Consider the following 14106-nt stretch of genomic DNA (forward strand, 5'->3'; position numbering starts at 1 on the left):
GAAAGATACCTGCTAAAAACTGAATTTTTCTACAAATACTAAAACACATATTAAATATGAAAAGATTTGCCAGTTTTCTCATGATCTCTGTTTTAAGCGGCGTTCTAACTCTTGCCGGATACTTGCTTTTCATTGATGAAGACAACGTCTTAGTCGAAGAAAATGCGGGCATCCCTGCCTATACTCCGGTAAAAATGAATTCACTTCCTACAGGTACTAATGCAGATTTTACAGAAGCAGCCAATGAATCGGTGAACGCTGTAGTTCACGTAAAAAACGTGGCAACAGTAAGAAGGTCTCCCTTCTCTTCGAGTACAACACAAGCCTTACAGGGCACAGGAAGTGGGGTTATCATTTCTCCTGATGGTTATATTGTAACCAATAACCACGTGATACAGAATGCCACCCAGCTTCAGGTTACCCTTAACAATAACCAGAATTATATGGCCGAAGTGATAGGGACCGATCCTAAATCGGATATCGCTTTACTGAAGATAGATGCAGAAAACCTTCATTACCTTCCCTTCGGAAATTCAGACAATGCACAGATTGGAGAATGGGTGTTGGCAGTAGGAAACCCCTTCAATCTTACCTCTACCGTTACTGCCGGAATAATTTCAGCAAAATCAAGAGACCTGGGAATGGATTCTAACATTTCTTCTTTTATCCAGACTGATGCCGCAGTAAACCCAGGAAACAGTGGTGGTGCGCTGGTAAACATCAATGGAGAATTGATTGGTATCAATACCGCGATCACCTCTCAAACCGGAACTTATGTTGGGTATGCTTTTGCTGTACCTTCAAATAATGCCAGAAAAATAGTAGAAGATCTTATTGAATATGGTGATGTACAGCAGGGAATTCTTGGAATACGTGGCGTTCAGGCTGCTAATCTTCCCGGAGAATACAACATTGAAATTTCTGAAGGAGTTTACGTAGACCAGGTAGAAGCAGGAAGTGGTGCAGCCAGGGCAGGAATTCGTTCAGGTGATGTGATTACCAGGTTAGATAATGTGAAGATCAGTAAATTCTCAGATCTAATTGGTTATATCGGGTCAAAAAGGCCAGATGATGTGGTAACAGTACAGGTGATTCGCGATGGAGATCCAAAAGAATTTGACGTGACCCTTACAAAATATGAGGTTTACCAAATCAAAGCCATTGGCCTTGAAGTTACCAACGCCAGTACCGATGAACTGAAGCAAAGAAAAGTAACCAACGGAGTGAAGATCACCAGAGGACTCACTCCTCAAATGCAGAATGAACAGCTTTATGGTACAATAATTACAGCCATTGACAACATTGAAGTGCGGGATATTAAAGATGTTGAAAAGATCATGGAACAAAGATCTCCGGGACAATCTATTTCAGTCACTTTTGTAACCCCCGATGGCGAAAAACAAAAGTATGTCTGGAGGTAAATAAGGTGCCGAAAATGGCAAAAATTGAATCCTTTTCAGGAGTCGTCAGTCCGTTTTTCTGAAAGTATTTCCAGATCTGGGGAGTCGATAAACAAATATATATAACCAAAATGAGGCTTATAATGGGCCTCATTTTTTTGTTCAAAATACTTTACGAAAACGTTTGAAATCTATATTTTTGCCGCAGTTTAAAAAACAACACCAACAAAGAAATGAACTCTAACGAAGTTTACGAAAAAGAATTAGCCTTTCAGGCAGATCGGCGCAGGGCAGCAGTACAATTCATCAAGACAGTGAGTGATTTGTGGTATGACAAGTCTATTGAACTTGTTTTATTCAGAAACCAGTTGATAGATCGCAATGTGAGCGACATTTTAGACCTGCACGAGTATGCCGGTGAATTTGTACAAAAGCCAATTTCTATTTTTGATTCGGTTGAGATCGCCGAAGCCATTCAAAGGCTGGATTTCCCACCTGCCAAGCTCGACATTGGAAAAATGACCTATGAATACCACCTGGAAGACCAGAAATATTCGAATGCAACTGCATTTGTTTCGGCTAAACTAAAAGACGCAAAAAAGGGAGACGAACCTACTCCCAAAGATGTTGTACTTTATGGATTTGGACGTATAGGCAGGCTGGTTGCCAGGGAACTCATGACCCGAACTGGCAAAGGCAGCCAACTTAGGCTTAGAGCCATTGTCACCCGCGGAAAGATCGATGAGACTGTACTTGAAAAAAGGGCCAGTCTTCTCAAAAATGACTCTGTGCACGGAGATTTTTCCGGAACCGTATCCTACAATTCAGAAAAGAAGTGTCTTATAATTAATGGCACTACTGTACATATGATCTCGGCCAATGAACCCGAAGAGATAGACTATACTGCTTATGGCATTAAAGATGCCCTGATAATTGATAATACCGGCGCATTTAGAGACCAGGAGGCACTCAGCAGGCATCTCACTTCTAAGGGAGCTTCAAAAGTATTGCTCACAGCGCCGGGTAAAGGAATTCCGAATATAGTTCACGGCGTAAATCATAAGGAATACAACCCCGATGAAGTTTCGATCTTCTCAGCGGCCTCCTGTACCACCAATGCCATTACACCTGTTCTTAAAGCAGTTCAGGATGATTTAGGTGTTGTAAAAGGACACCTTGAAACCATACATGCCTATACAAACGACCAGAACCTGGTTGACAATATGCACAGGAAGTACAGAAGAGGAAGGGCGGCTGCATTAAATATGGTGATCACTGAAACCGGTGCAGGAAAAGCCGTTTCAAAGGCCTTACCCGTATTTGAAGGTAAACTTACCTCGAATGCCATACGTGTTCCGGTTCCCAACGGATCACTCGCTATACTCAACCTGGAGGTGGAAACCGAAACTTCACCGGAAGAAGTAAATGAGATCCTAAAAAAATATGCTTTAGAAGGAGAAATGGTTGAACAGATCAAATATTCTATAGAAAACGAACTGGTTTCTACAGATATAGTGGGATCTGCCCAGCCTTCAATTTACGACAGCAACGCCACCATAGTTTCGGGCGATGGTAAGAATATCGTATTATATGTTTGGTATGACAATGAATACGGGTATAGCCACCAGGTAATACGCCTTGCAAAATACATTGCCAAGGTTAGAAGGTTCACCTATTATTAATAGGGGTTTAATTAGTGATGGGGACCCGTTGCCAATGGCAACGGGTTTTTTATTACACAATGCCACTTAAATATATTGATTTCTAATTTATTATGATGTATAAAGTCTTCTTCGGAAGTTGTGATCCTGCTGAATAAAGGCAAGCAGAATACCGAAGAAAATTAACTAAAAATTTGTGGAAAGACAGGAGAGCCAGGCAGTTATTATTCTTTAATTTTGCCACTTCTTTTTTTCGGCCTGCTTATATACAGGAAGTTAATGAGAAAAAAATTAAACTATCATCAACAATATCATTTTTAGGTGTTCGTTGTGATAATGACCAAAAAAATAATACCTGCTATGAAAAATATTTTATTCGCTTTTATTCTATTGACCGCTACAGTCACAGTAGCCCAGACTCCCGGAGAAGCTACTATTGCTGAAAAATTCCAGGAATTGATTACCAGTTCCAACAACTTTAAAGGTTATAAGGTTGTGGATACAGACCAGCTTACAACGCTACAGGAGCTAACCTCCAACAGAATTATTGAACTCAAGGAAGAAATAGGTTCTTCTAAAGAAGCTTTGAAATCCCGGGATGCAAAAATTGCCACTCTCGAGGCTGAACTGGAAAATCTTAAAGAGCAGCTTGCCACTTTAAGCGCTGAAAAAGATGAAATAGCTGTACTGGGAATGTCCCTTAGTAAAGCTACCTACAATACTTTGATGTGGAGCATTGTTGGTGTTCTTGTATTAGCACTGGCTTTATTTGTAGTGAGATTCAAAAAGAGTCACATTCACACAGCCGAAGCGCGAAAAAATTTAGCCGAAGTAGAAAAAGAGTTTGATGCCTACCGCGCAAAATCTCTCGAAAAAGAGCAAAGACTGGGAAGACTGCTACAAGATGAAAAGAACAAGCAGCTTAAAGTCGCAAAGTAGAAACAAATATTCCTGAGGGTTTAACTAAATTTACAGGCTGAAAATCCTTCTGCCTAAATTCCCATTCCATGCGATTTGATATTATTACCGTAGTTCCCGAAATTCTTACCAGCCCTTTTGAAGCCTCTATATTAAAAAGAGCAATTGAAAAAGGTCATGTAGAAATTCACCTGCACAACTTACGTGATTACGTAACCGATAATTACAAACAAATAGATGATTATCAATTTGGAGGGGGCGCCGGGATGGTGATGATGATAGAACCTATAGATAAGTGCATAACAGCTTTGAAAGCAGAAAGGGATTATGACGAAGTCATTTATATGACGCCCGATGGAGAAACGCTGAAGCAAGGTATAGCCAATGAACTTTCCCTAAAGGAAAATGTCATTATTCTTTGCGGTCACTATAAAGGAGTAGATCAACGCGTGCGGGAGCATTTTGTTACCCGGGAGATCTCTATTGGTGACTACGTACTTTCGGGCGGAGAATTAGGGGCCGCTGTGCTGTGCGATTCCATAATTCGCCTGCTACCTGGAGTTCTGGGCAATGAAACCTCTGCACTTACCGATTCCTTTCAGGACAATTTACTCGCGCCGCCAATTTATACCCGCCCAGCAGATTATAATGGCTGGAAAGTACCAGAAATTCTCACTTCTGGCAACACGCCAAAGATTGAAGAATGGCGGGAAGAACAGGCCTACGCCCGCACTTTGACCCTGCGACCTGACTTATTGAGTGACGACGAAAAATAAATGAGCCATTCGTTTTTAGAATCACAAAATTTATTACTTTTGCACACGTTCTGAACCAACCTCTGGCGATACCCGTGAATGTTGCTTTAGACTTTATTTTTAAACCATTAGAAATATGGAATCCTTAATTAAATTTGTACAAGAGGAGTTTGTAACAAAAAAAGATTTCCCTGATTTTTCAGCCGGAGATACTATTACTGTTTATTACGAAATTACTGAAGGTCAAAAAACCAGAACTCAGTTCTTCCGTGGAGTTGTGATCCAAAAGAGAGGATCTGGAGCTTCTCAAACTTTTACTATTCGTAAAATGAGTGGTACTGTTGGTGTTGAACGTATTTTCCCGCTCAACCTGCCTGCTCTTCAGAAAATCGAGATCAACAAGCGTGGTAAAGTTCGTAGAGCAAGAATCTACTACTTTAGAGAACTTACTGGTAAAAAAGCTCGAATTAAAGAAAGAAGAAGATAATCTTTCAACATATTACTTGAAAAAGCCTCATTTATTGAGGCTTTTTTGTTAAATAAATATTTCAGTTATTTTTATAAACAATTAAGGCTTAGATATTTGCGTATAAATATTTTCTTTCGTAAATTTAATACAGAGATTTAAGTCAAAGAATGTCGCCAGGAATTCTTCTTAAACTCATGTAGAGCAAAATCTTTACATAAGTTTTTGCCATTTTGAATAACAATATGCCAGACATAGTTGGTTTAATTTGGTAAAAACGTTTTGGATGATTTACACACACTCTTTTGGGAAATGTAAGTCATCTTGATGAAATAACAACTTGCTTGTGAAATATAGATTTCACTTGAGAAGGTAAAAGTTCAGCAAAGAATTGTTATTTCATTAGAGCCATTTCATTATGAAAATAGTGAAATGGCTTTTTTTTGCACTTTTTATGCCTTTCCTCCATACTATCTTAACCTTTGCACCTGTGAAATAAGCTTGAAAAATGCTAAATTGCACACTCTTGATCTAAAATAAAATTTTCCAATATGTCAAAGACAACCAGAATTATTTATACCAAAACCGATGAGGCTCCAGCCCTCGCAACATATTCCCTACTCCCCATTGTAGAGGCCTTCACAAAACCGGCCAATGTTGAGCTTGAAACAAGAGACATCTCCCTGGCAGGAAGAATTCTTTCCCAGTTTCCTGAAAGACTCAAGGAAGACCAAAAAGTTTCTGATGATCTTGCCGAATTAGGTGAGCTTGCCAAACAACCTGAAGCTAATATCATCAAGTTACCAAACATTAGTGCTTCTATTCCGCAGTTAAAGACTGCTATAAAGGAATTACAGGAGAAAGGCTATGATCTACCTAATTATCCTGATGAACCAGCGACAGATGAGGAAAAAGAAATTCAGGCAAAATATGATAAGGTAAAAGGTAGTGCAGTTAATCCTGTGTTGCGTGAAGGAAACTCTGATCGGCGTGCCCCAAAGGCCGTGAAAAACTACGCCAAAAAGCATCCACACTCCATGGGAGATTGGACCAAAGACTCTAAGAGCCATGTGGCTACCATGAGCAAAGATGATTTTAGACACAATGAAAAATCTGTCACTCTTGACGAAGCTACCACTGTAAATATTCAGCTTAAAACGGCATCTGGAGATACTACATTTCTCAAGAAAGACCTAAAGCTTAAAAAAGGGGAAATCATCGACGGAACTTTTATGAGCAAAAATGCGCTCATTAAGTTCCTTGAAGAACAGGTTAAAGATGCTAAAGAGAAAGGAGTGCTGTTCTCCTTACACATGAAGGCAACTATGATGAAAGTGTCAGATCCTATTATTTTTGGTCATGGCGTAAAGGTTTTCTTTAAAGACATTTTTGAAAAGTACGGTACTGAACTACAAGAAGCAGGAGCCGATCCTAACAGCGGTCTTGGTGATGTTTTAAGTGCTATCAATAATCTTCCTGAAGAAAAAAGGAACGAAATTAATTCTAAGATCGAGCAGGATATTAAAGATGGACCAGACCTGGCCATGGTAAATTCCGACAAGGGAATTACTAACCTGCACGTGCCAAGTGATGTGATCATTGATGCATCTATGCCGGCAATGATAAGAACTTCAGGAAAAATGTGGAATGCCGAAGGTAACCCTCAGGATACCAAAGCTGTAATCCCCGACAGTAGTTATGCAGGTCTTTACGAGACTACCATCCAGTTCTGTAAAGAGCATGGCGCCTTTGATCCAACAACGATGGGGACGGTTCCAAACGTTGGGCTAATGGCTCAAAAAGCCGAAGAATACGGTTCCCACGACAAGACTTTTGAAATGAAGGAAGCCGGGCAGGTACAAATTGTTACAGAAGCCGGAAAAGTTCTCATGGAACACGAGGTTGAAAAAGGAGACATCTGGAGAGCCTGTCAAACAAAAGATGCACCGGTTCAGGATTGGGTAAAACTTGCAGTAAGCCGCGCCCGTGCTACCGGTTCACCTGCTGTTTTCTGGTTAGATGAAGATCGTGCACACGACGCAGAGATCATTAAAAAAGTGGAACTCTATCTAAAAGATCAGGATACTGAAGGCCTGGAGATCAAAATAATGTCTGTTGAAGACGCTACCCGTTACACCCTTGAGCGTGTAAAGGCCGGAAAAGATACTATTTCGGTAACCGGAAATGTTCTTAGGGATTACCTTACAGATCTCTTCCCTATCCTTGAGTTAGGTACAAGTGCCAAAATGTTATCTATCGTTCCTCTTATGAATGGCGGTGGTTTATTTGAAACAGGCGCCGGAGGTTCAGCTCCAAAGCACGTGCAGCAATTTGTGGAAGAAGGCCACCTGCGCTGGGATTCTTTGGGAGAATTCCTTGCACTGGCTGTTTCCCTCGAGCATTTGGGTGAAAAATACAATAATAAGAGAGCTTTAGTTCTTGCCAACGCCCTTGATAAGGCTACGGAAGAATTTTTAGAAAAAGATAAATCTCCATCAAGAAAAGTCAATGAACTTGATAACAGGGGGAGCCACTTTTATTTGGCTCTCTACTGGGCCGAAGCCTTAGCTGAACAGGACGAAGACCAGGAGCTAAAAGCACATTTTAAAGAGGTGAGCACGAAGCTTCAGGAGAACGAAAAGCAAATTTTACAGGAATTGATTGATGCACAAGGCTCAGCGGTAGATATCGGAGGATATTACAAACCCGAAGAGGAGAAAGTAACTTCAGCAATGCGACCAAGTAAAACGCTTAACAGCATTCTGCAGGGAGCGTAATCTTCTCTTGTAATTTTGATTAGAGGCTGTCTTAAAAGCTGCTATACATCATTCTGAATATACTTCGTAATCTATTAAATCTGAACTTCAGAAATAATAGAAACTAAACAAATTCAGATTGATCAAAGTTTAGCTTTTAAGTCAGCCTCTTTTATTTTACAGAAGATCACTTTTAGATCAGGTGTCAAAAATGGCATTTTTAAAACCTGATCTTGTTTGATTGATATGAAGCACAAGTGCATTCTTCTGTACTTTTCTTCGGAATTCAGGCATGGCGCAATCCAAAACTAATGCTGCTGTAAGTAAAGCCCATGTCTCGGGAAACGAAAGGATCTAAGTACAAGTTCTAAGCATCAGCAAAAGCTGGAACTACTCTATTTCAGCTGAAATGGATTATAATGTTATTACTATAGAAAAAATAAATACTTTTGCAGTTACTTTAATATAAGGATCTATGACTATTACCCAGTTACATTACGTTTTAGCCGTTGCCGAGCATCAAAATTTCACGAAAGCTGCACAAAAAGTATTTGTAACCCAACCCACCCTCAGTATGCAGATTCAAAAGCTGGAGGATGAACTGGACGTGCTGATTTTTGACCGCAGTAAAAAACCAATTGAGCTTACTGCTACCGGGAGAAAAATTGTTCAGCAGGCGCGAAATATTGTCAATGAGAGTGATAGAATTAAAGATATTGTAGATCAGCAAAAAGGTTTTGTTGGCGGACTTTTCAGGTTGGGAGTGATTCCAACGGTTATGCCTACGCTCCTGCCCATGTTCCTAAATAATTTTATCAAGAAATACCCAAAGGTAAAGCTGAAGATCGAAGAGCTGCATACCGAAGCCATGATTGAAAAACTGGCAGATGGGCATCTTGATGCAGCCATTGCGGCAACACCACTAGGACTACCAAATATTAAAGAACAGGTACTTTTTTATGAACCTTTTGTAGGATATATACCTCCCGGCCACAGGCTCAACTCTAAAGACAAACTGAAGGTTGAAGATCTTGACCTCGATGACATTTTGTTGCTAGAAGACGGGCACTGTTTTAAGGATGGGATCCTCAATCTATGCAAAGCGACGCGGCATTCAAATGACGATCATTTTCAGCTGGAGAGTGGCAGCTTTGAAACCATGATCAAACTTGCAAATGAAGGCCTGGGAATGACGCTTCTGCCCTACCTTCATACCTTAGACTTAAAGGGTGAAGACCAAAAGAATATCAAAATGTTTGTTGAACCAACTCCCGCGAGAGAAGTTAGCCTTATATACAATAAGAGCGAATTGAAAATGCAGATTATAGAGGCGCTTCGCAGTACAATAGCCGGAGTGGTAAAAGGGGCAATAACCTTTCAAAATGTTCAGATTATAAGTCCTGTACACAAGAAGTAAATACAGATAATGTATAAAAAGGAGGCAGCCTGAAAAAATAATTTCAGGCTGCCTCTTTTATTTTAAGGGTTTAAGTAAATAAGACATTGGTTTAATTCGGGATTTTGCCGAATTAGTGAAAAAATATAAAGCTTCAACTCTTCAATCTCATAAGGTAATAATCGTTGAAGTGCCTTTTTCACCTCTTTGCAGAACAGAGTGACATCAAAACTTACTTTGCTTAGTACCGTCTTGGTGTACTCAAACATCGCTCTTGCCATAATGATAAAATTAGTTAACCTTGGTTAGAATAAGTAATGGTTATCTATAAGCGAAATCGTTTTCGTTAATGGTATAAAAATACATCTTTTTTTCAAAAACCGGAACAAGATGAAGCTAATTTAACACTCTTAAAAACGATTATCGCCACTTACCATATTTCCAAGGCCTCCAAGGATACTTCCCTCTCCTTTATCTTTACCTCCACCCTGTGGTGCCGCAGCTAAAATGCGTCCTGCAAGCCGGCTAAAAGGTAATGACTGCACAAAAACAGTTCCCGGCCCTGTAAGCGTAGCATAAAATAATCCTTCTCCTCCAAAAAGGCTGTTTTTAATACCTCCTATAAATTCGATGTCATAATTCACATCTTTCGTAAAACCAATAATGCAACCGGTATCTACCTTTAGTTTTTCTCCCGGCTGCAGTACTTTTTTTGCAGTTGTACCACCAGAATGTACAAAGGCCATACCATCACCTTCAAGCTTCTGCATAATAAAACCTTCTCCCCCAAAGAATCCCCGGCCAAGTCTGCGACTAAATTCCACTCCTATAGCCACGCCTTTAGCTGCACATAAGAAAGCGTCTTTCTGGCAAATGAACTTACCTCCAAATTCCGTCAGATCTAATGGGATCACTTTCCCCGGATAAGGAGAAGCAAAACTGATCTTTTTCTTACCTGCTATCTCATTAGTAAATACGGTCATAAAGAGGCTCTCCCCGGTAAGCAATCTTTTTCCGGCTCCCAGGACTTTCCCTAAAAATCCTTCATTCTGTTTTGAACCGTCCCCAAAGATGGTGTCCATTTTAATGCCGTTGTCCATCATCATAAAATTTCCTGCTTCGGCGATTACCGCTTCCTGCGGATCCAGTTCCAGCTCTACATACTGCATCTCCTCACCAAATATCTCGTAATCTATTTCATGTGCATTCATCTTATAAAGGTTTAAGGTTTAAGGTTTAAGGTTTATTTAAAATTTTTGATCATACAATATTCAGCACTGGATACTTTCATAAAATACCCGGCGCAAATTAGAAATCCGCGCCATTCTGAAGTGATCAAAATATAGATTAGTTCATCCAGAAAACTGCGCACTAATCACTGATCACTTCAATTTAATTGTCCATTCAAATTCAAAAACAGAAACCTCCTGCCCGTCTTCATTTACCCCATGAGAACGCATCCAGAAGGTCTGCCCCTCCCCTGTTTTAATAGTTTCTTCAATAGCAGCCGATATAAGATGAGCATCATTACAGATAAAGGAGATCTTCCCTGTTGCTTTTTTGGTAAACCTGGATTTATTCTGCGCAACAAGCATTGAAATTGGCTTTTTTGAAGCCTTAATTGAAGACATTACCAGCGCACCTGTACTTAATTCGGCAGCCATAGCCTGTACTGCAAAATATAAAGAGTTAAAAGGGTTTTGATTGATCCAGCTGTGTTTTACAGTTGTAAGGCAGTGGTTTTCATCAATCTCCTTAACCCTTACGCCAGTTAGCCATGCGCTGGGCAGCTTAAACATTAAGAAGGTATTTAATTTTTGGGAGGAAACTTCCATACTTAGTAAGAGTTTTTCTAAAAGTATTCAATTTTAATAACATCCTCAAATGTTAAATTCTCAAGCCAAAATAAAATTTATAGTACTTTGTTTTGCATAATACCATCTTTAAGATATATATTTGCATTAGAAAATCAATCAAATGAACAATCAATCAACAAATCCCGACAAAACAGTGGCAGCTTTAATCCACTTATCCACCTTTAGTCAATTCTTCTTTCCGTTTGGAAATTTTATTTTTCCTTTGATCTTCTGGACGGCAAAAAAGAACGACCCGTTTGTAAATGAGCATGGCAAACAAGCTCTAAATTTTCAGATAAGCCTGTTCCTGTATGTTTTTTTCCTGGTAATGATAGGAGTTGCTGGTGCCATCCTTATAGGGTTCAATATTAACTTTGATGATTCATTTTATATAAATGATCATCATCAATGGATAGGAAATCCTCTTGAGGCAGGTCCTGTAACCATTTATATCATGACGATGGCCCTCCTGGTTCTTGCGCTCTTTGTACTGAATGTCTACGGAGTAGTTTCAGCTACCATTAAGGCTGGTGAAGGAAAATTTTACAAATATCCGCTGGCCATTAATTTTTTAAATGCCGGTAAGCCTAAAGATCTATTTACAGCTTCAGGTAATTCTGAAGATCAAACCGCTTAAAAATATCATCATCAAATATTTTCTAATCATCAATCAATCAAAAAATGAACAGTTCAACAACATTCAAAACTCAACACTATGAAGATTGAAAACACGAAGGCACAAATGCGCAAAGGTGTTTTGGAATACTGTATTTTATCTGTCTTAAGAGATAATGATGCATATGTAGCCGAAATTCTGGATACCTTAAAAAGCGCCAAACTCCTGGTGGTAGAAGGCACTATTTACCCTTTACTAACCCGCCTCAAAAATGCCGGCTTACTTTCTTACCGCTGGGAAGAATCTACCAGTGGCCCACCAAGAAAATATTACGGCCTAACAGAAACCGGAAAAATCTTTCTTAAAGAGCTCACCCATACATGGGATGAACTGCAAACTGCAGTGACAATTGTAACCACCCAAAAACCTAAAAATCATGAATAAGACAGTCAATATAAATCTTGCCGGCATTTTCTTTCATATTGATGAAGATGCTTATGCCAGGCTGCAACATTACCTTGAGGCTATAAAACGATCTCTCACCAACACTTCTGGCCAGGAGGAGATCATTCATGATATTGAAGCCCGGATAGCCGAACTTTTTGCTGAAAAGATCAAAAATGAAAGACAGGTAATTGGGATACGGGAAGTAGATGAAGTGATCTCTGTGATGGGACAACCTGAAGATTATGTTATTGATGACGAGATCTTTGAGGACGAACCAGTATATACCAAAACAAGAGGTAAAAAGCTCTTTCGCGATACAGAGCACAGTTATATAGGAGGGGTATCTTCTGGGCTTGCCCATTATACAGGGATTGATGCTTTATGGATAAGAATCCTGTGGATTCTCCTTACCATTTTCTCTACCGGCGCCTTTATACTCATTTATATCGCTCTTTGGATCTTTGTGCCCGAAGCTAAAACCACTGCCGATAAACTTGCAATGCGCGGGGAACCGGTAACCATTAGCAACATTGAACGCAAAATAAGAGAGGGGTTCGATGATGTGTCGGGAAAGGTGAAAGACATCAACTACGAGAAATACGGTTATAAGGCACGCTCCGGTGCAAACTCGGCTGCGACCGCAGTAGGTGATGTCGTAAAATTCATTCTTAACCTGTTCGTGAAACTTATTGGGATATTCCTTATCCTCATAGCCGGATCTACACTTATAGGATTGTTTATAGGGCTGTTTTCAATAGGAACCTTTGGGATCATTGAAGCCCCATGGACAGATTTTGTGGAAATTGCCGGCCCTGGCGCAGACAGCATCTGGGTTATTTCAATACTGGCCTTCTTTGCTATAGGAATCCCGTTCTTTTTCCTGTTCATACTTGGGTTAAAGATCCTGGTCAAAAACCTGCGATCTATTGGAAGAACTGCAAAGCTTGTGCTATTAGGACTATGGATTATCTCTGTACTCGGTTTGATCTTCTTCGGAATTCAACAAGCTACCGAAAGAGCTTTTGACGGTGAAGTGAGAATTTCTGAAAATCTTCCCGTAAAAGCCAATGACACTTTATACGTCAACATGATGGGAGATCCGCAGTTCAATTCTACCCCGTATCAATCAGGTGATTTCAACATCTCCTATGACGATAGCAACAATAAAGTGATCTGGTCTCAGAATGTGCAGTTGATTGTAAAATCAACATCCGATTCAACAGGGAGAATGGAGATCGTTAAAATTGCTGAAGGTAAAACCTATGATGAAGCCAGGCAGAGAGCCGAAGAGATAAATTACAGTACAAGTTTCTCTAACGGAAATCTTGACCTAAGCGGAATCCTAACGACAAATCCTTCCAACAAGCACAGAGAACAAAAGGTACAGGTGACTTTGTTTCTACCCATAGGAACAGTGCTTTACGCCGCAGATAATACTTATTCCTTCCATAGGAATACAGATTATTACGGAGACATTCTTCACAACGGTTATGAAGAACAGTATCTTAAGATCACTCGTGAGGGCGCAGAATGTCTAGATTGCCCTGCCGAGGAAGAAGATCCCTGGAGTGATTCTGAAACCGACTGGGATACTGAAGAAAGCACGGAGGAACCTTTTGAAGAAGATTTCCCCAATGAAGAACAATCCACTATTGAAACTGATACAATAGCGGGAGAATGAGTGTTCTTTTAGAGATTTTAATTGCCATCTTCCTCAATTTCCTGGTTTCTACAGGAGATGAGGAAGTTAAACCCGAGCTACCGGAAAAAGCGGGAATCGAACAGGTTTCCAAAGCTACTTCCGAAGAATGTTAGAATCCTAATTAAAATAAGAA

The 14106-nt window shown here is 39.9% G+C and carries 14 protein-coding genes; 11 read left to right on the top strand and 3 right to left on the bottom strand.

Translation table 11 applies throughout. The annotated features are described in order from the left end of the window. The first annotated feature begins 56 nt into the window (after positions 1 to 56). The 7 genes from ACQ93I_RS08500 (at position 57) to ACQ93I_RS08530 (ending at position 9373) form a co-directional block, all read left to right on the top strand. On the top strand, positions 57 to 1421 hold the full coding sequence (locus tag ACQ93I_RS08500) for a S1C family serine protease (RefSeq protein ID WP_431698109.1): 1365 nt from the start codon (positions 57 to 59) through the stop codon (positions 1419 to 1421). Positions 1422 to 1633: 212 nt separating this feature from the next. Then, positions 1634 to 3082 (top strand): glyceraldehyde-3-phosphate dehydrogenase, encoded by a 1449-nt coding sequence (locus tag ACQ93I_RS08505; RefSeq protein WP_266068837.1) that lies wholly within the window; start codon positions 1634 to 1636, stop codon positions 3080 to 3082. 339 nt (positions 3083 to 3421) lie between these two features. After that, on the top strand, positions 3422 to 4000 hold the full coding sequence (locus ACQ93I_RS08510; protein WP_431698110.1) for a hypothetical protein: 579 nt from the start codon (positions 3422 to 3424) through the stop codon (positions 3998 to 4000). Between the two features lie 68 nt (positions 4001 to 4068). After that, positions 4069 to 4755 carry a tRNA (guanosine(37)-N1)-methyltransferase TrmD gene (trmD, locus tag ACQ93I_RS08515; protein ID WP_431698111.1) on the top strand — a complete coding sequence of 229 codons (687 nt, stop codon included), beginning with the start codon at positions 4069 to 4071 and terminating at the stop codon, positions 4753 to 4755. Between the two features lie 115 nt (positions 4756 to 4870). Then, on the top strand, positions 4871 to 5221 hold the full coding sequence (gene rplS, locus ACQ93I_RS08520) for a 50S ribosomal protein L19 (RefSeq protein WP_266068834.1): 351 nt from the start codon (positions 4871 to 4873) through the stop codon (positions 5219 to 5221). 530 nt (positions 5222 to 5751) lie between these two features. Further along, the gene (locus ACQ93I_RS08525) at positions 5752 to 7977 is read left to right on the top strand and encodes an NADP-dependent isocitrate dehydrogenase (protein ID WP_431698112.1); all 2226 of its coding nucleotides are present in this window, start codon (positions 5752 to 5754) and stop codon (positions 7975 to 7977) included. Positions 7978 to 8431: 454 nt separating this feature from the next. Further along, entirely contained in the window at positions 8432 to 9373 is a 942-nt protein-coding gene (locus tag ACQ93I_RS08530; RefSeq protein ID WP_431698113.1) for a LysR family transcriptional regulator, read from the top strand. A 62-nt stretch (positions 9374 to 9435) separates the two neighbouring features. Here the strand turns inward: ACQ93I_RS08530 and ACQ93I_RS08535 are convergent, their stop codons facing one another. The 3 genes from ACQ93I_RS08535 to ACQ93I_RS08545 form a co-directional block, all read right to left on the bottom strand. Further along, positions 9436 to 9633, bottom strand: a complete 198-nt coding sequence (locus ACQ93I_RS08535) for a hypothetical protein (protein ID WP_265163695.1) — start codon at positions 9631 to 9633, stop codon at positions 9436 to 9438. A 129-nt stretch (positions 9634 to 9762) separates the two neighbouring features. Next, positions 9763 to 10563: a TIGR00266 family protein gene (locus ACQ93I_RS08540; protein ID WP_266068830.1), complete on the bottom strand. Its 801-nt coding sequence runs from the start codon at positions 10561 to 10563 to the stop codon at positions 9763 to 9765. Between the two features lie 171 nt (positions 10564 to 10734). Then, a complete protein-coding gene (locus tag ACQ93I_RS08545) occupies positions 10735 to 11187 on the bottom strand; it encodes a DUF4442 domain-containing protein (protein WP_266068829.1) in 453 nt (150 codons plus the stop codon). 142 nt (positions 11188 to 11329) lie between these two features. On the opposite strand from ACQ93I_RS08545, the gene ACQ93I_RS08550 reads away from it, so the two are divergent. The 4 genes from ACQ93I_RS08550 to ACQ93I_RS08565 all read left to right on the top strand — a co-directional run bounded on the left by ACQ93I_RS08550 (position 11330) and on the right by ACQ93I_RS08565 (position 14086). Then, complete coding sequence (locus ACQ93I_RS08550; RefSeq protein WP_431698114.1) at positions 11330 to 11845, top strand: DUF4870 domain-containing protein; 516 nt, start codon at positions 11330 to 11332, stop codon at positions 11843 to 11845. 78 nt (positions 11846 to 11923) lie between these two features. Beyond that, the gene (locus ACQ93I_RS08555) at positions 11924 to 12268 is read left to right on the top strand and encodes a PadR family transcriptional regulator (RefSeq protein WP_431698115.1); all 345 of its coding nucleotides are present in this window, start codon (positions 11924 to 11926) and stop codon (positions 12266 to 12268) included. Then, a complete protein-coding gene (locus ACQ93I_RS08560) occupies positions 12261 to 13952 on the top strand; it encodes a PspC domain-containing protein (RefSeq protein ID WP_431698116.1) in 1692 nt (563 codons plus the stop codon). The genes ACQ93I_RS08555 and ACQ93I_RS08560 overlap by 8 nt, the downstream gene beginning before the upstream one ends. Next, positions 13949 to 14086, top strand: coding sequence for a hypothetical protein (locus ACQ93I_RS08565; RefSeq protein ID WP_431698117.1), 138 nt, complete (start codon positions 13949 to 13951; stop codon positions 14084 to 14086). The genes ACQ93I_RS08560 and ACQ93I_RS08565 overlap by 4 nt, the downstream gene beginning before the upstream one ends. The last annotated feature ends 20 nt before the right edge of the window (positions 14087 to 14106 follow it).

Origin of the sequence: Salinimicrobium sp. WS361 (genome assembly GCF_050750585.1) — a bacterium.
Classification (GTDB): domain Bacteria; phylum Bacteroidota; class Bacteroidia; order Flavobacteriales; family Flavobacteriaceae; genus Salinimicrobium.